Here is a 21,358-nt window from a genome sequence, read left to right on the forward strand (position 1 = left end):
TGCACGGTTCGGCCCAACCCAGCCTGCGGCGGCCGGCCGACCGCCATAGCGACGATGAATGGGAGGAGGCCATGCTGAACGACGCCCTGAGCCACTCCGCTCCCGGTCCGCGCGAGCGCTGGTTCGATCTTTGCTTCCGGCTTATCATCCTGGTGCTTGCCGGTCTGTGGTTGTTCATGCCACCTGCGGGCGACACCCGGACGCAACCCGATGTGAAGGCCGTAGCGACGCAAAGATGAGCGCAAGACGCCCGGAGACAATCGCCCCGCGCCGGATCGAACGGCTCGCGACCCTGCCGCTCTTCCACAAGCTGGAGGGGCGCAAGGTCGTGCTCGCGGGTGCAAGCGATGGGGCGCTCTGGAAGGCCGAATTGCTCTCTGCCGCCGGCTCCGACCTGCTGATTCTTGCCGGCGACCAGCCTGAGGTGTTCGCCGGCCTCGCCGCTGATCCGCCGGCCGGCTCGGTGACGGTGCTGCCGCGCGCCTGGCAGGCCGATGATCTCGACGGCGCGGCGCTCGCCATCGCCGATATCGAAACGCTCGACGAGGCCAGGGCTTTCGCAGCCGCTGCCCGGCAGGCCGGCGTGCCGGTCAATGTCGTCGACAAGCCCGAATTCTGCGATTTCGCCTTCGGCTCTCTCGTCAATCGCTCGCCGCTTGTCGTGGCGATCTCGACCGATGGCGCCGCCCCCGTCTTCGGCCAGGCGATCCGCGCCAAGATCGAGGCGTTGCTGCCTTCCGGTCTCAAGGCCTGGGCCCAGGCGGCGCATGACTGGCGCCCGCTGGTCAAGGCGCGCGAACTCTCCTTCCCGCTCCGGCGCGATTTCTGGGTGCGCTTCACCAGCCGCGCCCTGGCCGACCCCCAGCGCCGGCCCGACGAGAGCGATCGGAATGATCTCTCTGCCGTGCTCGACGAGATCGAGCGTGGCGGCACACCACATGGCCGCGTCACCTTGGTCGGCGCCGGGCCGGGTGACCCGGAGTTGCTGACGCTGAAGGCGATCCGGGCGCTTCAGAGCGCCGATATCATCCTCTATGACGACCTCGTCTCGGCCGGCGTGCTCGAGCTTGCCCGGCGCGAGGCCAAGCGCATGCTGGTCGGCAAGCAGGGCTATGGCCCGGCGGTCAAGCAGGACGACATCAATGCGATGCTCGTTTCGCTCGCCGGTCAGGGCAAGCATGTGGTCAGGCTGAAGGGCGGCGATCCCGGCATTTTCGGCCGCGCCGGCGAAGAGATTGAAGCTTGCCGCCGCGCCGGCATCCCGGTCGCGATCGTGCCCGGCATTTCGGCAGCGCAGGGCGCGGCGGCCTCGCTCGGCCTCTCGCTGACCCATCGCGACCATGCCCGCCGGCTGCAATTCGTCACCGGCCATGCCCGCGACGGCAAGCTGCCGCAGGATCTCGACTGGAACGCACTCGCCGATCCGGCCGCGACCACGGCGCTCTACATGGCGCGCGCTACCCTGCCGCTGTTCCGCGAGAAGGCGCTCGCTGCCGGGCTCGATCCTGCCACGCCGGCGATCGCGATGCTCGGCGCGACCACCCCGGCCGAGATGCGGATCGCCACCTCGATCGCGGAACTGCCGGAACGGCTTGGCGAGCTTCCGAGCAAGGGTCCGGTTCTGGTCCTGATCGGCCACGCGATGGGGGCCGCCCTGCCGGCTGCTGCCAGCGGAAAATTGGCGCAAGGCTGAGCTGAACCAAAACGCCGGAGATGCGTTTTCTCTCTGGCGCGAAAAGTTTGGAAGGGCTCTACTGCCTCGACCAGTTGAGCGATGACCGCCAATTCAGTACGTTCTGTTTGTTTTTCAGAACAGTTTTGAACCGTTTCGACGGCTTCCAGACCTGTTCAGCACGGAGCACTGAGATGACGCGACAGAGACTTCACCGCCTGCTGCAGGCCGGCCTGGCGCTCGGAGCCTTCGCCCTGTGCTTCGGCGTGATCACAGGCGCCCGCGCCCAGACCGAACTGCTCAACGTCTCCTATGACCCGACCCGCGAACTCTATCGCGAGATCAATACGGCCTTCATCGCCGATTGGAACGGCAAGAACGCCAAGAAGATCAGCACCATCCGCCAGTCGCATGGCGGCTCGGGCGCGCAGGCTCGCACCGTCATCGACGGCCTCAACGCAGATGTGCTGACGCTGGCGCTCGCTGGTGACATCGACGCGGTCGCCGAGCGCTCGAAAAAGCTGCCGCTCGACTGGCAGAAGCGCCTGCCGCAGAACTCCTCGCCCTACACCTCGACCATCGTCTTCCTGGTCCGCAAGGGCAATCCGAAGGCGATCAAGGACTGGGGCGACCTGGTGAAACCCGGCGTCCAGATCATCACGCCGAATCCGAAGACCTCGGGCGGCGCGCGCTGGAACTATCTCGCCGCCTGGGCCTATGCCGAGAAGGCCTTCAACAAGGACGAGGCGAAGGTCCGCGACTATATCGGCAAGCTGCTTTCCAATGTTCCGGTGCTCGACACTGGCGCGCGCGGCGCCACCACGACCTTCACCCAGCGCGGCATCGGCGACGTCTTCCTGTCCTGGGAGAACGAGGCCTTCCTCGCGCTGAAGGAATTCGGCGAGGACAAGTTCGACATCGTCGTGCCCTCGCTCTCGATCCTGGCCGAACCGCCGGTCGCGGTCGTCGACGGCAATGTCGACGCCAAGGGTACCCGCGCCGAGGCGCAGGCCTATCTCGAATTCCTCTACACGCCGAAGGGCCAGGCGATCATCGCCAAGCACTATTACCGGCCGCGCAATCCCGAAGCCGCCGATCCGAAGGATATCGCCCGCTTCCCGAAGGTCGAACTCGTCACCATCGATGAGAGTTTCGGTGGCTGGGCCAAGGCGCAGCCTGCCCATTTCGGTGACGGCGGCACCTTCGACCAGCTCTACAAGCCGGCCCGCTAAGCGATGACGGCGACGGTCTTCCGCTGGCGCGAGCCCAGCATCCTGCCCGGCTTCGGCCTGGCGCTGGGCATCACCGTGACGGCGTTGTCGCTGATCGTGCTCATTCCCCTCGCCGCCTTGTTCCTCAAGGCGGCGAGTGCCGGTCCGGCCGACATCTGGGCGGTGGCGACCTCGCCGCGCACGCTGGCGGCGTTGAAGCTCTCCTTCGGAGGCGCGTTCTTCGCGGCGGCGGTCAACGCGATCTTCGGGCTGATCCTGGCCTGGGTTCTCGTGCGGTACGATTTCCCCGGCAAGCGCCTGATCGATGCGGCAGTCGACCTGCCCTTCGCTTTGCCCACTGCGGTCGCCGGCATCTCGCTGGCGGCGATCTATGCGCCCAATGGCTGGGTCGGTGGCCTGCTCGCCCCCTATGACATCAAAGTCGCCTATACGCCGCTCGGCGTGATGGTGGCGCTGATCTTCATCGGCCTGCCCTTCGTCGTGCGCACCATCCAGCCGGTGTTGGAAGAGCTGCCTGCGGATATCGAGGAGGCCGCGGCGCTGCTCGGAGCCAGCCGCTGGCGCACCGTCTTCACCGTACTGCTGCCGCCGGTGCTGCCGGCGCTGCTGACCGGCTTCGTCCTCGCCTTCGCACGCGCCGTCGGGGAATACGGCTCGGTGATCTTCATTGCCGGCAATGTGCCGATGGTGTCCGAGATTGCCCCCTTGCTGATCGTCATCCGGCTCGAGCAGTTCGACTATGCCGGGGCGGCCGTGGTCGCGACCATCATGCTCCTGCTTTCCTTCTCCCTGATCCTGCTGGTCAACCTGATCCAGGCGAGCGCCCGCCGGAGATTTGGCGATGTCTGATGCCAGCCTGCCCTATCAGATTGAGGATCTCGCCCCCGCCCGCGCAGCGCGGCGCATAAAAGGCGAGTCCCGCATCGTCCAGTTCGTGCTGGTCGTCGTTTCGCTCGCCTTCCTCTGCCTGTTCCTGTTCCTGCCACTGATCTCGGTTTTCGTCGAAGCCGGCGCACGCGGCTGGCAGGCCTATCGCGAAGCGATCCTCGAGCCCGACGCGCTGGCCGCGATCCGGTTGACGCTGCTCATCGCGGCAATCGCGGTTCCATTCAACGTCATCTTCGGACTGGCGGCCGCCTGGGCGATCGCCAAGTTCGAGTTCCGCGGCAAAAGTCTGCTGATCAGCTTCATCGACCTGCCCTTCTCGGTCTCGCCGGTAATCTCGGGCCTGGTCTTTGTGCTGCTCTTCGGCGCGCAGGGCTATTTTGGTCCCTGGCTCGCGGCCAACGATCTCAAGATCATCTTTGCCGTGCCGGGCATCCTGCTGGCGACGATCTTCGTCACGTTCCCCTTTGTCGCCCGCGAACTCATCCCGCACATGCAGTCGCTCGGCTCGGCCGATGAGGAGACGGCACTGACGCTGGGTGCCTCGGGCTGGCGCACCTTCTTCACGGTGACGCTGCCGAACGTGAAATGGAGCCTGTTCTACGGCGTGCTGCTCTGCAATGCCCGCGCCATGGGCGAGTTCGGCGCCGTCGCCGTCGTCTCCGGCAAGATCCGTGGGGTGACCACGACCATGCCGCTGCATGTCGAGATTCTCTATAACGAGTACATGGGGGCGGCTGCCTTCGCGGTCGCCTCGCTGCTGGCGGGCCTCGCCCTCGTCACGCTCGTCCTGAAAACCGTCCTGGAATGGCGCTTCGCGGATGCGATCGCCGCCAGCCGTCGTCACTGAGTGGAAGAGCCCATGTCGGTCGCCGTCACCATCGAAAGCGTCGAGAAGCGCTTCCAGAACTTCCCCGCCTTGCGCGGCGTCTCGCTCGACATTCAGCCGGGTGAGCTCGTCGCCCTGCTCGGCCCGTCCGGTTCAGGCAAGACGACGCTGCTGCGCGTCATCGCCGGGCTGGAGCAGGCCGAGCGCGGCCGCGTCCTCTTCGGCGAGACCGATACGCGCGCGCTCTCGCTGCGCGAGCGCCGGATCGGCTTCGTCTTCCAGCATTATGCGCTGTTCAAGACGATGAGCGTTGCCGAGAACATTGCCTTCGGCCTGAAATCGCGGCCACGCGGCGAACGGCCGAGCCCCACCGAAATCAAGAAGCGCGTCTCCGATCTCCTGGAGCTCATCCAGTTGCCGGGGCTGGAGAAGCGCTACCCGAGCCAGCTCTCCGGCGGTCAGCGCCAGCGCATCGCGCTCGCCCGGGCGCTGGCGATCGAGCCGCGCGTGCTGCTGCTCGACGAGCCCTTCGGCGCGCTCGACGCCAAGGTCCGCAAGGATCTGCGCGCCTGGCTGCGCCAACTGCATCAGCGCACCGGCCACACCACCGTCTTCGTCACCCACGATCAGGAGGAAGCGCTGGAACTCGCCGACCGGGTGGCGATCCTCCATGATGGCCGGCTCGAGCAAGTCGGCTCGCCCGACGACGTCTACGACCATCCGGCGACGCCCTTCATCTGCCAGTTCCTCGGCGACGCCAATCATCTGCCGGTCAAGGTCGTCGGCAGCCAGGCCTTCTTCCAGGACCGGCCTGTGCTCGGCGGCCTGCGCCAGAATCTTGGCGGGCCGGCCTCGCTCTATGTCCGGCCGCAGCATCTGCGCATCGTCGACGATGCGCCGCTCGCCTTGCCGGGCGTGGTCGAGCACCTGCGCCGCAACGGCCCCTTGCGCCGCGCCGAGGTTGCAGTCGAAGGGCTGCCCAAGCGGCTCGACGTCGACCTCGCCAGCCAGGTCGCGCCGGCGATCGGCGAACGCATCCGGCTGCGCATCACGCATGGCAACCTGTTTGCTGCGGCCTGAGGTCACCCTCGCCTTTCGTGTATCGCGCGGGTTATGCCTGTCGCCCGACACGTTCTGACGACAGGAGACGGCCATGAAGGCGCGGGCGAAATGGGTCGAGGGCATGGCCTTCATGGGTGAGGCCGGCAGCGGCCATGCCGTGATGATGGACGGCGCGCCTGAATATGGCGGCCGCAACATCGGCACCCGACCAATGGAGATGCTGCTGATCGGGCTCGCCGGCTGCACCGGTTTCGATGTGGTGCAGATCCTGAAGAAGGGCCGCGAATCCGTCACGGGCTGCGAGGTCGAGGTCGAGGCCGAGCGCGCGACCGAGGATCCCAAGGTCTTCACCAAGATCCACATCGCCTATCGCGTCAGCGGTCGTGGCCTGTCGCAGGCCAAGGCCGAGCGCGCCGTCACATTGTCGAAGGAAAAATACTGTTCCGCTTCGATCATGCTGGGGGCGACCGCCGAAATGACCACTTCGCTCGTGGTCATCGACGAACTGCAACAGGAGGCCGCGGAATGACGGATATCCCGACCTCGGGACTGGTATCTCCCAAAGCCCTGGCCGATGCGCTGGGCTCGCCCGGTCTCGTCATCATCGACATTCGCGCCGCCGCCGAGGGCGGGCGTCAGGCCTTCGAGGCCGGCCACATCCCCGGCGCGGTACACAGCGACTACGCAGCCGATGGCTGGCGCGCCAAGGTCGGCAATGCGCCCGGCATGCTGCCGCCGCTCGATCATCTCGCCGAGCTTACAGGACGGCTCGGCATCACCCCGCCGAGCAAGGTCGTGATCGTGCCGGCAGGGCTCACTGCCAGCGACCTCGCCGCCGCTACCCGTGTCTACTGGACGTTGAAGCTGATCGGCCATGGCCAGCAGGCCATCCTCGACGGTGGCTTCAAGGGCTGGCAGACGCAGCCGGGGCTACCGATCGAGACCGGGCCGGCCAAGCCCACGCAAGCATCGCCCTATCCTGTCGTGGTTCAGCAGGAGCTGCGCAGCACCGCCGATGCGACCCTGGTGGCGTCGCGTAGCAAGCTGGCGACGCTCGTCGATGCCCGCTCCGCCAGCTATTATGAAGGCAAGGAAAAAGCGGCCGAGGCGGCACGCGCTGGGCACATCCCCGGCGCCGTCTCGCGCGACTACGCCGCAGCCTTCGACCCCGCGACCGGGCGCTTCAAGCCGGCCGGCGATCTTTCCGCTTTGTTCGGCTCAGTGCCGACGGGGCCTGCCGTGTCTTATTGCAACACCGGCCACACCGCCTCGCTGAACTGGTTCGTCATGTCGGAGCTGCTCGGCCGCGACGAGGTCTCGCTCTATGACGGTTCGATGACGGACTGGACGCAGGATCCGGAGCGGCCGGTTGCCGCTGGAGCCGCCTGAGCGGCAGCTCCAGTTCGCTGGCGGATCACTGCGCTTACCGACTGGTCGAGACCGAGCGGTTGCCCTGGCGGTCGACATGGACGCCGACGCGAGTACCGTCGGCCTGGGTGGTCCAGGTCGAGGTGATCCCGGTCTGCGAATTATACGTCGTTCGGCTGCGGGCTCCCGCCTGATCGGCCCGCTGCCCGGCCGGTCGGAAGCCGGTGCGGACGACACCATCCGGCGTCACCGTGGTGACGAAGCGGTCGCCGCTGGCGAGCCCGACGGAGCGGACACGGGTGCCGTCTGGCAGGACAGTTTCGGCCGAGGCTACGCCGACCTGATGCTGCATGGCGCCACCACCAGCGCGTGGCCCGGCGGCGCGGTCGGCCCGGCCGGCGTGGCCATAGCTGCTCGCGGGCTGTCCGAGCTGCGGCTTGTTGTGGAACACAGCCCAGCGGTCATCGCCGCCACCGCCTCCGCCACCACCCCCGCCGCCCTCGCTGGCAAATGCCGGCGCCAGTGGTGCGGACAGGCAGAATGCGATCAACAGCGTACCTGGGATGCGAAGAGAATGCGTAGCCATAACCAGCCCCCTGAAAAGGTGTTGCGCGGCGGCTCCTGCCGGTAGCGCTTAGGCATTAGGCTTCCAGCGGCACGGCCTGCTTGGCCCCATCGCCGGTGGGATATCCCATGCTTGTCGCGGTTTCGGAGCTTTTCGCATGCCCTTGCCAGTGTGTGGTGCCGCCAGCGCAAGAAGCGCGCATTTGCAAAATCGACTAAAAAGGATCAAAGGAAGCGCCAACGCGCCGGCCTTGCCGCGCTATTCCTCTCTCCGTTTTGAGTTCCGCTGCCGATGAATGCCGTCGCGCCGAAAATCTCGTTTGTCTCGCTTGGCTGCCCCAAGGCGCTCGTCGATTCCGAACGCATCATCACCTCGCTGCGCTCGGAGGGCTATGAGCTCAGCAAGAGCCATGCGGGCGCCGACGTCGTCATCGTCAACACCTGCGGCTTCCTCGACAGTGCCAAGCAGGAATCGCTCGAGGCGATCGGCTCGGCCATGGCCGAGAACGGCAAGGTCATCGTCACCGGCTGCATGGGCGCCGAGCCCGAGCAGATCCGCGACGCCTTCCCGAACCTGCTGGCGATCACCGGACCACAGGCCTATGAGAGCGTCGTCTCGGCCGTGCACCAGGCGGTGCCGCCCAAGCACGATCCCTTCCTGGACCTCGTCCCGGATCAGGGCATCAAGCTGACGCCGCGACACTACGCTTATCTAAAGATTTCAGAGGGGTGCAATAATCGCTGCAGCTTCTGCATCATCCCGAAATTGCGCGGCGACCTGGCCTCGCGGCCGATCGGCGATGTGCTGCGCGAGGCCGAGAAGCTGGTCAAAGCCGGCGTCAAGGAATTGCTGGTGATCTCGCAGGACACCAGCGCCTACGGGCTCGACATCAAATATGCGCCGTCGATGTGGAAGGATCGCGAGGTCCGCACCCGTTTCTTCGAGCTGGCGCGCGAACTCGGCCAGATGGGCGTCTGGGTCCGGATGCACTACGTCTATCCTTATCCGCATGTCGACGAGGTCATCCCGCTGATGGCGGAGGGCAATGTGCTGCCCTATCTCGACATCCCGTTCCAGCATGCCTCGCCCTCCGTGCTGAAGGCGATGCGCCGCCCGGCCCATCACGAGAAGACGCTGGAGCGGATCAGGAAGTGGCGCGAGATCTGCCCAGACCTCGCCATCCGCTCGACCTTCATCGTCGGCTTCCCCGGCGAGACCGAGGACGATGTCGACTTCCTGCTCGACTGGCTGAAGGAAGCTAAGCTGGAGCGCGTCGGCTGCTTCAAATACGAGCCGGTCAAGGGCGCGACGGCGAATGATCTCGGCTTGCCGCTGGTCGCGGAAGACGAGAAGGAGGCGCGCTGGCACCGCTTCATGAAGACGCAGGCCGAGGTTTCGGCCCGCATCGTCAAGGCGCGTGTCGGCAAGCGCATTCCGGTGATCATCGACGAGGCCGGACCGACCGTCGCCAAGGGCCGCTCGAAATGGGATGCGCCGGAGATCGACGGCAATGTCTATGTGTCGAGCCGCCGGCCGCTGCGGCCCGGCGATATCGTCACGGTGAAGGTCGAGCGCGCCGACGCCTATGATCTGCATGGCATGGCGGTCTGAGCCAGCTTCGGCTCAGGCGCGGCCAGAATGCGACGGATCAGCTTCGACGAGCCGGGTCGAGCGCGGGCAGGCATTGCGCTTGGGCTCGACCGGGCGTGTCAGGCGGGGACGTTCCAGCCGGACGATGGGAGCGGCGATCGCCGATCCTGACTGCGACATCTCCCATTCCGCCTTTGCAGCGTATTGCGCAGCGCCGACACTGAGGACGGTCAGGCAGGAAAGGCTAAGACCGGCGCGGCGCAGATAACGTTTCATGACGCGGGATCCGGAACGGGGTGTTGCCTCCTGCTTGATCGCTCCAGGGCGGATTTCGCGTTGCGATTTCGGAATTTTCGCTTTTCTGCCGAAAGCGCAGCCCGTCAGGCGGCGGCGTGGCGGGCGCGGCCCAGTCGTCCAAGCCACCAGCCGAAGCGTTGTGCCGCCATGGCGATGGCCAATGCGTAGCCGAGCAGAGCTAGCATCCAGCCGGCCGCCTGCAGGCTGAGAGCGCCGAGCACCAGCGCCGAGCGCCCGAGCAGCTTAAGGACTGCGCGCGCCGTCGATGGCTTGGCCGCCGCGAGCTTCGCCGCCCGGCGGACGTCCCCGGCATCTTCCGCGACGGCGAGCACCTGGCGCAGGCCGCGCTGACCGGTACGGGCATAGAGTGCGCCGGCATCCTGGCCGAGCGCGGTGAAGCGGGCCAGCGCAGCCGGCCGGACGATGCCGCCTGCGGCTACCCTCGCCGCCGCAAGATCGAGGCGGACGGCCGCACCAACGCTCGCCGCCAGGGCCGGACGATCGAGCGCGCCCGCCGCCATGCGGCTGAGATTTGCTGAGAGCACGGGCGAGAGCAGCTTCGCCTTGCTCGCCGCCTTGACGGCGCTGAGGCCGCCGCGGGCAGGAAGGCCACCACCGAGGCTGATCCAGGTTGCGGCGCTGATCGCAAGACCGACCGCGGCGAGCGCCATCACCATCTCATCCACCTGTTCGCCACCAGCAAGCTTGCGCCCCTCGTGGGCAAGGTCGCGCAGATCACCGAAGCCGCTGATGTCGCCGACCAGTGCGCCGGCGAAGGCGGCATCGCTCTCGCGATCACCTGCGACGAAGCCTTGCCCGAAATCGGAGACGGCCCGCGTCAGCGCAGTCTCGCGCAAGACTTCGATCCGCGCGCGTTGCTCGGGTGCGATGGCGATCTCGCGCTCGGCTGCGAGCGCGACGAAGCTGTCGGCGAGATCGGGATCGCCGGCCGCAACCGCTCGATCGATCTCGTCGGTAAGGCGATCCGCCGTGGCGACGCCATCGAGGCGCAGCCGCGACAGCTCGGCCGGATCATCTCTCGCCTGATGAAGTTGCCAGCTCTGTAGTCCCGGCGGAGCGATCATTGCCCCGCCCGTTGCGAGGCCGATGACGGTGATCGACGTGACGGCGAGCCTAGCGATGTGCAAGCGGGATACCTGAAACCGAAACGGTCCGGTCGTCTGACCGGACCGCAGAAGCATGGCTTTCGATTCAGGCGGAAATTGCGCCGCCGGTTACGGCACGAGTACGGTCGAGCCGGTGGTGCCGCGCCCTTCCAGAGCCCGGTGCGCCTCGGCGGCGTCCTTCAGCGCGAACCGGGCGTTGATCGCGACGCTGACCTTGCCGGAGCCGACAGCCTCGAACAGGTTCTTCGCCATCGCCACCAAGGTCTCGCGCTTGGCCGTGTGCGTGTTCATCGTCGGGCGAGTGACGTAAAGCGAGCCCTTCGCCGAGAGGATGCCGAGGTTGAAGGCTTCGACCGCGCCCGAGGCATTGCCGAAGCTCGCCAGCAGGCCGAAGGGCTTTAGCGAATCGAGCGAGGCCATGAAGGTGTCCTTGCCGACACCGTCATAGACAACGTCGCAAAGCTTGCCGCCGGTGATCTCCTTGACGCGCGCCGGAACATCCTCGTCGCGATAGAGGATGACGTGGTCGGCTCCGTTCGCCTTGGCGAGCTCGGCCTTCTCCTTGCTACCGACGGTGCCGATCACCGTCGCGCCCAGCGCCTTGCCCCATTGGCAGAGGATCGAGCCGGTGCCGCCCGCTGCGGCGTGGACCAGGATCGTGTCACCCGGCTTCACCTGATAGGTGCGATGAAGCAGGTATTCGGCCGTCAACCCCTTCAGCAGCATGCTGGCGGCAGCTTCGTAAGAGACGTTGTCGGGCAAGGCGACCACAGCCGATGCCGGAACGATGCGCTCTTCGGCATAGGCACCATGCGCCGCGACGACGGCTATGCGGTCGCCGGGCTTGAACTTCGTGACATCAGGCCCGACCGCGAGCACGTCGCCGGCCGATTCATTGCCGAGCGTGAACGGCAGCGGCGCCGGATAGAGGCCGGTGCGGAAATAGGTGTCGATGAAGTTCAGCCCGATGGCGCGGTTGCGGATCAGGATCTCGCCCGGCCCTGGCGCCGGCAGGCTGACCTCCTCCAGCTGCAGAACCTCGGGCCCACCGGTCTTGTGTACGCGGATAGCTTTCGCCATGGCGATCTCCTGATGTCGATGACGCTGACGATAGGGACTTGCATTCGTTCGGCGCAACCGCGGCAGTGCTTGCAAGGCAGGTGTCCGACGCCGAAGGGTATCGGCGAATTTGCATGATCGGCCGGGAGCTGCGGCAAGCGGGCGCTCGCCAGCGGCGCCGGCATCGGCTACCGAAAGGCCATGACGGACCAGCAGGATTGCGACATCGCCATCGTCGGAGCTGGAGCGGTCGGGCTCGCGGCAGCGCTCGCGCTTGCTGCTGCCGGGCGCGAGGTCGTGCTGCTCGGACCGACAGGTGCGCTGCGCGATGGCCGCACCGTCGCCTTGCTCGACGGCTCTTGGCGCCTGCTCGAAGCGCTCGGGCTGACGGAGGCGCTCGACGCGGTTGCTGCTCCGCTCGCGGTGATGCGGCTGGTCGACGACACCGGCAGCTTGTTCCGGCAGCCGCCGGTTGAATTCAAGGCGGCCGAGCTCGGCCTGCCGGCGTTCGGCTGGAATGTCGAGAATGCAGCGCTGGTCGAAGCGATGACGGCGAAGGCGGCTGCGGAGGCGCGCATCCGCATGATGCCGCATGCCGTCACGGCGATCGCGGCAGGCGCCGACACTGTCGGGCTCTCGGGTGACGGCTTTGCGCCGATCGAAGCGCGCCTTGTCGTCGGTGCCGATGGCCGAAAGTCGCGGGTTCGGGAAGCGGCCGGCATCACCGCACGCGACTGGAGCTATCCGCAGGTAGCGTTGACTGCGATCCTGAGCCACCGACGTGAGCATCGCGACGCCTCGACCGAGTTCCACACCCGTTCCGGCCCCTGCACGCTGGTGCCGATGCCGGGCCGGCGCTCCTCGCTGGTCTGGCTGCTCGAGCCCGGCGAGGCAGAGCGCATCGCCGGGCTCGATGATGTCGCATTCGCCCGCGCGGTCGAACGCCAGACTCATTCGATCCTCGGCGCGATGACGGTCGCAGGCCCCCGCGGACGTGTGCCGATGAGCGGTCTGTCGGTCGATCGCTTTGCCGATGCACGCATGGCGCTGATCGGCGAAGCCGCGCATGTCTTCCCGCCGATCGGGGCGCAGGGGCTCAATCTCGGCCTGCGCGACGTCGCGGCGCTGCGCGACGCGGTTGCGGGGGCTGAGGATTCCGGCGAAGAGGCGGCGCTCTTAGCTTATGACCGCTCGCGCCAGGCCGATGTCCGTTTGCGCACGGGCGCCGTCGATGCGCTCAACCGGACCCTGCTGACCGATCTGCTGCCGGCCGATCTGATGCGCGGCGCCGGCTTGCTCGCGCTATCGCGAATCGCGACGCTGCGTCGCCTCGTCATGCGGCATGGGCTTGCTGGCGGCACCGCCGCAGGCTGAGCTCAAATCTCGTAGTCGCCGATTGGCGGGCTCGCCCGCAGCGCCGGCGCAGCGTCACGGAAGACAGGCGCGAGCGGTAGCGGCGTCGAGACCATGCGTCGCCCGCCCGGTTCCTCGACCTGCCGATCGAGCAGACCGCGCGCCGTCAGCTGCGGATCGGCCAGTGCTTCGTCGAGTGTCCGGACTACAGTGCAGCAGCAGTCGAGCGGCTCGATTGTTACCCGCCAATGTTCTGCCGGCCGGGATGCGATGATTGCGGCGACGGCGGCCATCGTCGCTGCCGGATCGCGCTGGTCATCGCGGAGCTCTACGCCAAGGCCGATACCCTCGCAGAAGCCCGCCCAGAACTTCTCCTCGAGCGCGCCGACGGCGAGGAACCAGCCATCCGCCGTCGCATAGAGGCCGTAGCGCGGGCTGGCACCGGTCAGCAGCCCCTCCCCGCCCGCCGGATAGCGGCCCGACGCCTGGCCCTGCGCCAGCGCATACCAGGCGAAAGCGAGCATCGCGTCGGTCATGGCGATGTCGAGATGGCAGCCCTGGCCGGATCGGTCGCGCTCGCGCAAGGCGAGCAGGATGTTGATCACCGCCGGCATGGCGCCGCCGGCGATGTCGGCGACCAAAGTCGGCGGCAAAGGTGCTTGCCTGCCGCGCGCGAGCGACTGGCCGAGCAGCCCCCCAATCGCCTGGTAGTTGATGTCATGACCGGCCTCGAAGGCACGCGGGCCGTCCTGGCCGTAGCCGCTGATCGAGCAGTAGACCAGCTGCGGGTTGAGCGCCTTCAGCGCCTCGTAGCCGAAACCGAGCCGGGCCATCACGCCGGGCCGGAACTGCTCGATGACGATGTCGGCCTGCTCGATCAACGGGGTCAGGCGTTCCAGTGCATCCGGTGCCTTGAGATCGATCGCGAGGCTCTTTTTGCCGCGGTTGAGGGCGGCGAAGGGGGCGGAGGTCTCGCCGAAGCGCGGCGGGAAGCGGCGCATGTCCTCGCCATCCGGCCGCTCGATCCGGATCACGCGCGCGCCGGCCTCGGCGAGGAAGAGGCTCGCCATCGGGCCGGGCAGCAGGGTCGAGAAGTCGAGGACGAGGAGATCGGAGAGCGGCTGCATCAATGGGCCCGGGAAAGGCAGGCCCTGGCGGGCCGTCAGGGAAAGAGGTCGGCCGGCATCCTGCCCGTCTTCACCAGCCACAGGAAGCCCGTCAGCGTCACCGTCGAGACGATGGTGCCGACGAGGATGCAGGCCGAGGCGCGCTCGATGCCGACGCGATACTGCGTCGAGATCACGAAGATGTTCAGCGCCGGCGGCAGCGCCGCCATGATCACCGCGGCATAGATCCAGGGCGCCGAGAAGTTGCCGAGCGCCGATAGCAGCAGCCAGACCAGCAATGGATGCAGCAGGAGCTTGATCGCGACGAGCGCCGGCAATTCGCCTGGCATCCGCCGCATCGGCTGCAAAGCCACCGTGACCCCGAGCAGGAAGAGCGCGCAGGGCGCAGCAGCCTGCGAGAGCCAGAGCGTCATCTTGTCGAGCGCGGTCGGCAATTCGAGCTTCAGGAAGGCCGCAAGCACGCCGACGATGGTCGCGATGTTGAAGGGATGGCTGACGACCCGCCAGGCCACTTCGCGGGCCGTTGCGGCGAAGCTGCGCTTCTCCACGCCGGCCAGCGCCATCAGGAACGGAATCAGCGAGAACAGCAGGAGATTGTCGAAGACGAAGATCAACACCACCGGCGCGCTGGCGGCCGGACCGAGCGCCGCCAAGATCAAGGGCGGGCCCATGTAGCCGATGTTCGAATAGGAGCCGGCGACGCCCTGCATCACCGCCTGCGGCATGGCGCCATGGTTATGGCGCCAGCCGAGCGCGAAGGAGAGCACGAAGGCGCAGAAGGTCGCAAGCGTCGTCACCGCGACGAACCCCCAATTCGTCAATTCACTCAACGGCTTGTCGGCGATCAATCGATAGAACAGGCAAGGCAGCGCGACATAGATCAGGAAGAACTGCATCCAGGCCAGCCCTTCCCCCGGCAGGCGCTTGTAGCGGCCGACGAGGAAGCCGAGCAGGATCAGCCCGAAGAAGGGCGCGACCAGGTTGAACAGGCTGGCGATGTCGGCCATGCGGCGTTCTCGAGCGGCCGACGATGACGGCGGCGCCGCCTTATAGGATGGGTGCCGGCGCCTGAGAACCCAGTCAGGTGCACCACCTGCTCAGTCTGCCGGACACTGTCCCGAGCGGTGGATTGGCCGAGCGGCTCGCGATGCAACTTGAAATTGCAAGATATCGAAACGTGGAAGCAATCAGGTAACATATTTCTGCCATGTTCCGCCAACGGCCGATGGAACAGGCGAAGATGACCAGCACTCAGGCGACGGCAGGCAATCCGGCATCCGGGGCGCTCTGGCGATTCTTTATCGTGTCCCCGACGTTCTGGATCGTATCGTTCCTGATGGCAGTGGTCCTGGGGCTTGCGCTGCCGATAAGGCTGCCGCTCGGGCCGAACTACTGGGATACCGACATCTACCTCGATGCCGCCCAGCGCATCTGGCAGGGGCAGATTCCCAACATCGATTTCTTCACTTCGATCGGTCCGCTCGGCTTCTATCTCACCGCCGGCATCAAGGCGCTTTTCCCGCAGGCCCAGCCGGCCTTGCTCGCCAACTGGGCGATCGTGCCTGTCTTGCTGCCGATTGCTGCGTTGATTGTTCGAGATATCGTCCCGCGGTCGCGTCGCCTGGCCCTGGCGATCCTGATCCCGCTGCTGTTCCTGACCTCGCTACCGATCAACCTTCACAGCCTCTACCCATCGCCAGGCTTCGATGGCTTTGGCTACTATAACCGCCACGTCGCCTTGCTGCTCTATCTTCTGCTGGCAGCGCTTCTCTTCGTCGAGAATCGGATTCTGCTGACCTCACTCGTTGCGGTGCTCATGACGGCGCTGTTTCTCGTCAAGGTCACGGGCCCCGTTTCGGGTGCCGTTCTCGTCGGTTATGCGGTTCTGGCCGGTCGTCTGCGCTTCCGTGATGCCGCGATCGCCGCCGGCGCGGTCATAGCCTGCCTGGTCGCGCTCGAACTCTCGACGGGCGTCATCTACGCCTATGTCGAAGACGTCCTGATCTTGGCGATGCTCAACTCCGCCTCACTCCTGAGACGCTTCCTGACCCTGGCCTCGATCAAGTTCAACGTGATCGCGCCCTGCCTGATTCTGGTCGGCGCGCTCGCGTTTGCCGCATGGCGCGACAAGCCTTCGCTCGCAAGCTTGCTGGCCTCGCCGCTCGGCTGGCTGACTGCGAGCCTCTTTGCCCTGATCCTCGGCGAGACTCAGAACAGCGGATCGCTCGAATTCATCGGACTCTGGCCGGTGCTGATCCTGATCCTCAGGGAATATTACCCCCGGTCAGGCGATGGGCTGCGTCCTTATGTTCTGGTGCTCGTCATGGCCGTGTCGCTGCCGAGTGCCGTGAACTTTCTCGAGAGAGGCGCGCGGGCGGTGATTGCTGCGCCGCGCTATCAGGCGCTGGATGTGCCGGATGTGGGGCCGCTCGGCCGGGTCAGCCTCAAGCCAGAGCTGGCCGAACGCGCAATCGCGCAGGTCGACCACTACCCGAAATACAATGATGCCTATGAAGACCTTGTCCGTCGCGGCCTGCTTCCATCCGCTACGCTGTTCTCGGAAATCGACCATCAAGCGACCTGGCTGCTCGAAGTGCAGCAGGGGATCGATGCGATCAGGCGCTGGGAGGCGGCCAATGGTCGCCAGCTGAACGGCTTCTTCGCGCTCGACTTCGTCAGCCCCTTCAACCACCTGCTCGGCCGAGCCGCGCCGCTTCACGTCGCGCTCGGCATCGACACCGAACGTACCAATCCCCGGGTCACGGCCGAAATGCTGGAAGCCCTGCGCGACATCGACGCGATCATGCGGCCGAAATGCCCGGTCGAGGTGAAGCGGGCTGCGATCTGGAAGCAATACGCGCAAGCTCTCGAAGGCCGCCAGCTCGTGGCTCTCTCGCCCTGCTGGGACATGTATCTGCGCAAGTAGGACCGACTGGCAGAAGCGCGAATCGACAGCGGCCGCGCGTTCACGAACGCTAACGTTCTCAGTCCTGATGTCTGCAGTGCCGAATGAGGATGGCGCGGTCTACGGGAGTCGAACCCGTCTCCCCAGCGTGAAAGGCTGGTGTCCTAACCGATAGACGAAGACCGCAGGCCGGAGCGCGAAGCGCTCTTGCAAGGCGGGGCGAGCTATAGTGTCCCGGCGAAGCTTGGGCAAGCCCGCTGTCAGGGTTTTTCGCAACTGCTCAGGCAGGCCGGGCGAGATCGACCACGCGCAGCTCCGCCCGCTCGCTGCCGCCCCAGCGATTCAGCGTCAATGTGCCGGCGAGATGCACGCTTTCGCCACGGGCCGCCAGCAACGCCTGGCCGAGGGGCTCTCGCGCCGCGCGGAAAGCGATGCCGCCGATGGTGGCGCCGTCGCCCGAGCGCAGCTTGATGCGCAGATGCCCGCCCGCGCCGACTTCGATGACTTCGGTCAGGCGATGCGCCGGCAGCACGAAGACCGGTTCGGGGCAGCCGGCGCCGAACGGCCCGGCCTGATCGATCTCGGCGAGGAGGCGGGGATTGGCCCCGCCGGCGCTGATCGCCGCGTCGATCAGCAGCGCCTCGGCCTCGCGCGAGCTGGCGACGCCGCTGGCCAGCCGCTCGCTGACGAAATTCGCAAAGGCGCCCTCCTGCCCCGGCGCCAATGTCACACCGGCCGCCATGGCATGGCCGCCGCCCTTGACCGCAAGGCCCGCCTCGACCGCCTGCCGCACCGCCGAGCCGAGATCGACGCCGGCGATCGAGCGGCCCGAGCCGGTCGCGCCGCCATCGCCATTGCGCGCCAACGCAAAGGCCGGGCGGCGGAAGCGCTCCTTCAAGCGCCCGGCGATCAATCCGACGATGCCCGGATGCCAATCGGCCGAACTAACGAGCAGCACGGGGTGCGAGGCGGCATCCTCGAAGCGATGCTCGACTTCGGCGACTGCCTCCTCGACCGCAGCCCGCTCGATCTCCTGGCGTTCCTGGTTGAGTCGGTTGAGCTCGGCGGCGATGGTGCGCGCCTCGACCTCGTCGCGGGTCAGGAGCAGCCGGGCCCCGAGAGCCGCATCGCCGATGCGCCCGCCGGCATTGATTCGTGGTCCGAGCAGGAAGCCGAGATGCCAAGGCTGTACGGGGCCGTCGAGCCCGGCGATATCGAGCAGCGCCGCTAAACCGAGCCGCTGGCGCGTTCGCATCATGGCGATGCCCTGACGTACGAAGGCGCGGTTGAGGCCGATGAGCGGCACGACATCGGCGACGGTTGCGAGTGCGACGAGGTCGAGCGCCGCGAGCAGGTCAGGCTCGTTTCCCTTTGCCCGCCAGGCACCGCGGCGGCGCAATTCGCGATTCGTCGCCACCAACGTGAGGAAGACGACGCCGGCGGCACAGAGATGGCCGAGGCCGGCAAGATCGTCCTGCCGGTTCGGATTGACCAGTGCCTCGACGCTCGGGAGCAATTCCGGCGCCTGGTGATGGTCGAGCACCACGATGTCGAGCCCCAGCCGCACCGCCTGCTGCAGCGGCTCATGGCTGGTCGTGCCGCAGTCGACGGTGACGAGCAGGGTCGCCCCCTCGCCGGCGAGCATGGCGATCGCCTCGGCATTGGGGCCATAGCCCTCGATCAGGCGGTCGGGGATATGGATGCGCGGCTTCGCGCCCGCCTCGGCGAGGAAGCCGGCGAGCAGCGCCGCCGAGCAGGCGCCGTCGACATCGTAATCGCCGAAGATCGCGACCTTCTCGCCTGATATCGCCGCTTGTGCCAACCGCGCAGCGGCGCGGTCCATGTCACGTAATACGGAAGGGTCCGGTAGGAGGTCGCGCAGCTTTGGCTCGAGATAAAGCTGCGCCTCATTGGCGGCGACGCCGCGACCGGCCATGATGCGCGCCAGCGTGTCGGGTATGCCCTCGACCTGCGCCAGCGCTTCGGCCTGCGCGAGGCCAGCGGTATCGAGCCGGTCGCGCCAGGGGCGTCCGAGCGCCGAATGCCCGACGCCGAGGAACAGGCGATTCTGGCCGGAGATCATGTGCCACCGCTGGCGCAGTCGCGCGGCTTCGTCAATCGGCGACACATCACTCGAGCGGCTTCTGGTCCTCGATCGCCTGCGCGGTGACCTTGCGGGCACTCACCGGCGCGTGGCCAGAGACCTCGGCGCCAGCATCGGGCTTCAGCTGCATCATCCAGAATACCGACGAGGCCGAAATCAGACCGACGAGGACGAAGGCTGGCCAGAAATCACCGGCGCCGAGCGTCTTGCCGCCATTGAAGAGGTTCGCGGCTTCGAGCGCGAAGGCTCCGATGGTGACGCCGAGACTGAGCGACAATTGCTGGGAGACGCTCGAGAGGCTGGTCGCGCTCGACATGTCGCGGTTCGAGACATCGGCATAGCTCAGCGCGTTGATGCCAGTGAACTGCAGGGAGCGAAAGCAGCCGCCGATGAGCAGGACGCCGAGCATCAGCCAGTGCGGCGTCGTCGGTGTGAACAGCCCGGATGCCGCCAGGAAAGCCGAGCCGATCAGCGCATTGAAGGTCAGCACGCCTCGGAAACCGAACCGGGCGAGGATGGTCTTGGCCAGCGTCTTCATGATCAGCGCGCCGGCGGCCGACGCGAAGGTGATCAGGCCGGATTGGAGCGCATCGAGCCCGAAGCCGAGCTGCAGCATCAGCGGCAGGAGGAAGGGGATGGCGCCGATGCCGACGCGGAAGACCGAGCCGCCGATGACGCCGATCCGGTAGGTGGGAATGCGCAGCAGCGCGAGGTTGAGCACCGGATAGGCCAGCCGGCGCGCGTGAAACCAGTAAAGGATGAGCGCCGCGATGCCGAAGGCGACGCAACCATAGGAAATCACGGCCGGCACGAGATGGCGACCACCGGTGGCGAGGCCGAGCATCAAGGCGGCGAAGCCGGTCGATGAGAGCAGGAAGCCGGTGATGTCGAGCGGTGCGACGTCTTCTTCCCGGATGTCTTCGAAGAACATCGTCGCCAGCGCGATGCCGAGCAGGCCGATCGGCAGGTTGATGAAGAAAATCCAGCGCCAGTCGAAATAGGTGGTGATGAAGCCGCCGACCACCGGCCCGACCACCGGCCCGACCAGCGCCGGTACCGTCAGATAGGCCAGCGCGCTGACGATCTGCGACTTCTCGACACTGCGCAGGATGACGAGCCGCCCGACCGGCACCATCATCGCTCCGCCCATGCCCTGAATGAAGCGCGCCCCGACGAAGGCCCCGAGCGAGTTCGAGAAGGCGCAGAGCACCGAGCCGAGCATGAAGATGCAGAGCGCGGTACGGAAGATGGTGCGGGCGCCGAACTTGTCGGCCATCCAGCCGGAAATCGGGATGAAGACGGCGAGGCTGACGAGATAGGAGGTCAGCGCCAGCTTCAGCGCGATCGGATCCTCGCCGAGCGACTGGGCAATCACCGGCAGCGAGGTCGCGATCACCGTCGAATCGGTGTTCTCCATGAACAGCGCGCAAGCGACGATCAGAGGCAGAAGCTTGGCGCGCTGCAAGGATTCGGACTTTCGGATTTGGCCGCCTGTTGCCCTTTACTGCGCGTGTACCCAGCTGGCGAGAGCGGATCCGAGCATGGTGATATGGGTTGCGCCCGGCGCATGGCGAGAGACCTGATCCGGCCAGGCGATGCAGCGACGCTCTCTTGCCGTAGGGACATCACAAGCAGGTGTGGCGCCCCTGTCATGCGTCGCTGGCAGATCATTCTGGCCAAACGATCCCCATCTATAAGTTGCAGGGGCGGTGATTCCGTACATGCCGACGCGGTTAGTCCGCAGGCAGGAGGTGTCCCATGATCAGTATGGTGGATGTTTTCCAGAAATCGCGCCGTGTTCAAAGAGCACGGCTGGCTGGATTGATGCTTGCTCTCGGAGCCGGCTGGGCGGTGGCGGGCTTGATGTCGACGCCGGCCGCTGCGCTCGATACGAACTGGAAAGGGGTCTGCACGTTTCCGATGGCGCCGCAGGCGTATAACGAGATGATGCGTGAGCGCGTCTGCCTCGATCAGAACTATTGTCAGCAGATGGCCAATGCACAGGGCAGTGCCTATACAGGCAATGGCTGCATCATGGTCGCGCCGTCATTCTCCGCGGAGCAGCGGCCCCAGGGGCGTTCGGCTTACACCAGGCGCTAGCCGCGGCACGCGAATCCAGGCAGAGCTTGCGAATACTTCAATCGCTCTGCCTGGATCGCCCCGATGCGACGGCCCGGCCACGT

20 protein-coding genes and 1 tRNA gene are annotated in these 21,358 nt (G+C 66.5%); 12 read left to right on the top strand and 9 right to left on the bottom strand.

Annotation, left to right across the window (positions count from 1 at the left end):
* Nucleotides 1-71 precede the first annotated feature (71 nt).
* The 8 genes from BLM15_RS31275 to BLM15_RS06385 all read left to right on the top strand — a co-directional run bounded on the left by BLM15_RS31275 (nt 72) and on the right by BLM15_RS06385 (nt 7,069).
* Nucleotides 72-239, top strand: coding sequence for a hypothetical protein (locus tag BLM15_RS31275; RefSeq protein ID WP_164547413.1), 168 nt, complete (start codon nt 72-74; stop codon nt 237-239).
* Nucleotides 236-1,693 (top strand): siroheme synthase CysG, encoded by a 1,458-nt coding sequence (gene cysG / locus BLM15_RS06355; RefSeq protein ID WP_126111419.1) that lies wholly within the window; start codon nt 236-238, stop codon nt 1,691-1,693. The genes BLM15_RS31275 and cysG overlap by 4 nt, the downstream gene beginning before the upstream one ends.
* A 173-nt stretch (nt 1,694-1,866) precedes the next feature.
* Entirely contained in the window at nt 1,867-2,904 is a 1,038-nt protein-coding gene (locus BLM15_RS06360; protein WP_126111421.1) for a sulfate ABC transporter substrate-binding protein, read from the top strand.
* A gap of 3 nt (nt 2,905-2,907) precedes the next feature.
* A complete protein-coding gene (cysT, locus tag BLM15_RS06365) occupies nt 2,908-3,753 on the top strand; it encodes a sulfate ABC transporter permease subunit CysT (protein WP_126111423.1) in 846 nt (281 codons plus the stop codon).
* Nucleotides 3,746-4,639, top strand: a complete 894-nt coding sequence (cysW, locus tag BLM15_RS06370) for a sulfate ABC transporter permease subunit CysW (RefSeq protein ID WP_126111424.1) — start codon at nt 3,746-3,748, stop codon at nt 4,637-4,639. Before cysT ends, cysW begins: the two co-directional genes overlap by 8 nt.
* Nucleotides 4,640-4,651: 12 nt before the next feature.
* Nucleotides 4,652-5,698, top strand: coding sequence for a sulfate/molybdate ABC transporter ATP-binding protein (locus BLM15_RS06375; protein WP_126111426.1), 1,047 nt, complete (start codon nt 4,652-4,654; stop codon nt 5,696-5,698).
* A 73-nt stretch (nt 5,699-5,771) separates the two neighbouring features.
* Nucleotides 5,772-6,209 (top strand): OsmC family protein, encoded by a 438-nt coding sequence (locus tag BLM15_RS06380; protein ID WP_126111428.1) that lies wholly within the window; start codon nt 5,772-5,774, stop codon nt 6,207-6,209.
* The gene (locus BLM15_RS06385; RefSeq protein WP_126111430.1) at nt 6,206-7,069 is read left to right on the top strand and encodes a sulfurtransferase; all 864 of its coding nucleotides are present in this window, start codon (nt 6,206-6,208) and stop codon (nt 7,067-7,069) included. The genes BLM15_RS06380 and BLM15_RS06385 overlap by 4 nt, the downstream gene beginning before the upstream one ends.
* Before the next feature lie 34 nt (nt 7,070-7,103).
* Here BLM15_RS06385 and BLM15_RS06390 read toward each other — a convergent pair whose 3' ends face one another.
* Nucleotides 7,104-7,634 carry a hypothetical protein gene (locus BLM15_RS06390; RefSeq protein ID WP_126111432.1) on the bottom strand — a complete coding sequence of 177 codons (531 nt, stop codon included), beginning with the start codon at nt 7,632-7,634 and terminating at the stop codon, nt 7,104-7,106.
* 270 nt (nt 7,635-7,904) lie between these two features.
* Here BLM15_RS06390 and rimO point away from each other — a divergent pair, with 270 nt between their 5' ends.
* A complete protein-coding gene (gene rimO, locus BLM15_RS06395) occupies nt 7,905-9,224 on the top strand; it encodes a 30S ribosomal protein S12 methylthiotransferase RimO (RefSeq protein ID WP_126111434.1) in 1,320 nt (439 codons plus the stop codon).
* 12 nt (nt 9,225-9,236) lie between these two features.
* Here the strand turns inward: rimO and BLM15_RS06400 are convergent, their stop codons facing one another.
* The 3 genes from BLM15_RS06400 to BLM15_RS06410 all read right to left on the bottom strand — a co-directional run bounded on the left by BLM15_RS06400 (nt 9,237) and on the right by BLM15_RS06410 (nt 11,707).
* Nucleotides 9,237-9,479 (bottom strand): hypothetical protein, encoded by a 243-nt coding sequence (locus tag BLM15_RS06400; RefSeq protein ID WP_126111436.1) that lies wholly within the window; start codon nt 9,477-9,479, stop codon nt 9,237-9,239.
* Nucleotides 9,480-9,583: 104 nt separating this feature from the next.
* Nucleotides 9,584-10,648, bottom strand: a complete 1,065-nt coding sequence (locus tag BLM15_RS06405) for a hypothetical protein (protein WP_126111438.1) — start codon at nt 10,646-10,648, stop codon at nt 9,584-9,586.
* Nucleotides 10,649-10,735: 87 nt separating this feature from the next.
* A complete protein-coding gene (locus BLM15_RS06410) occupies nt 10,736-11,707 on the bottom strand; it encodes a quinone oxidoreductase family protein (RefSeq protein WP_126111440.1) in 972 nt (323 codons plus the stop codon).
* Between the two features lie 180 nt (nt 11,708-11,887).
* Between BLM15_RS06410 and BLM15_RS06415 the strand changes: the two genes are divergently transcribed.
* On the top strand, nt 11,888-13,060 hold the full coding sequence (locus tag BLM15_RS06415; RefSeq protein ID WP_126111442.1) for a UbiH/UbiF family hydroxylase: 1,173 nt from the start codon (nt 11,888-11,890) through the stop codon (nt 13,058-13,060).
* Nucleotides 13,061-13,062: 2 nt separating this feature from the next.
* On the opposite strand, the gene BLM15_RS06420 is transcribed toward BLM15_RS06415, so the two are convergent.
* Nucleotides 13,063-14,166, bottom strand: a complete 1,104-nt coding sequence (locus BLM15_RS06420; protein WP_206438612.1) for a CaiB/BaiF CoA transferase family protein — start codon at nt 14,164-14,166, stop codon at nt 13,063-13,065.
* Nucleotides 14,167-14,201: 35 nt separating this feature from the next.
* A complete protein-coding gene (locus BLM15_RS06425) occupies nt 14,202-15,173 on the bottom strand; it encodes an AEC family transporter (RefSeq protein ID WP_126111444.1) in 972 nt (323 codons plus the stop codon).
* Nucleotides 15,174-15,502: 329 nt separating this feature from the next.
* Between BLM15_RS06425 and BLM15_RS06430 the strand changes: the two genes are divergently transcribed.
* Nucleotides 15,503-17,092 carry a hypothetical protein gene (locus BLM15_RS06430; protein WP_126111446.1) on the top strand — a complete coding sequence of 530 codons (1,590 nt, stop codon included), beginning with the start codon at nt 15,503-15,505 and terminating at the stop codon, nt 17,090-17,092.
* 90 nt (nt 17,093-17,182) lie between these two features.
* On the opposite strand, the gene BLM15_RS06435 is transcribed toward BLM15_RS06430, so the two are convergent.
* From BLM15_RS06435 to BLM15_RS06445, 3 genes are all read right to left on the bottom strand, one after another.
* Nucleotides 17,183-17,257 (bottom strand) — tRNA-Glu (locus tag BLM15_RS06435).
* A gap of 94 nt (nt 17,258-17,351) precedes the next feature.
* Complete coding sequence (recJ, locus tag BLM15_RS06440; protein WP_126111448.1) at nt 17,352-19,154, bottom strand: single-stranded-DNA-specific exonuclease RecJ; 1,803 nt, start codon at nt 19,152-19,154, stop codon at nt 17,352-17,354.
* A 46-nt stretch (nt 19,155-19,200) separates the two neighbouring features.
* The gene (locus BLM15_RS06445; RefSeq protein WP_126111450.1) at nt 19,201-20,640 is read right to left on the bottom strand and encodes an MFS transporter; all 1,440 of its coding nucleotides are present in this window, start codon (nt 20,638-20,640) and stop codon (nt 19,201-19,203) included.
* 293 nt (nt 20,641-20,933) lie between these two features.
* On the opposite strand from BLM15_RS06445, the gene BLM15_RS06450 reads away from it, so the two are divergent.
* Nucleotides 20,934-21,275: a hypothetical protein gene (locus tag BLM15_RS06450; protein WP_126111452.1), complete on the top strand. Its 342-nt coding sequence runs from the start codon at nt 20,934-20,936 to the stop codon at nt 21,273-21,275.
* Nucleotides 21,276-21,358 lie beyond the last annotated feature (83 nt).

Origin of the sequence: Bosea sp. Tri-49, from assembly GCF_003952665.1 — a bacterium.
Classification (GTDB): domain Bacteria; phylum Pseudomonadota; class Alphaproteobacteria; order Rhizobiales; family Beijerinckiaceae; genus Allobosea.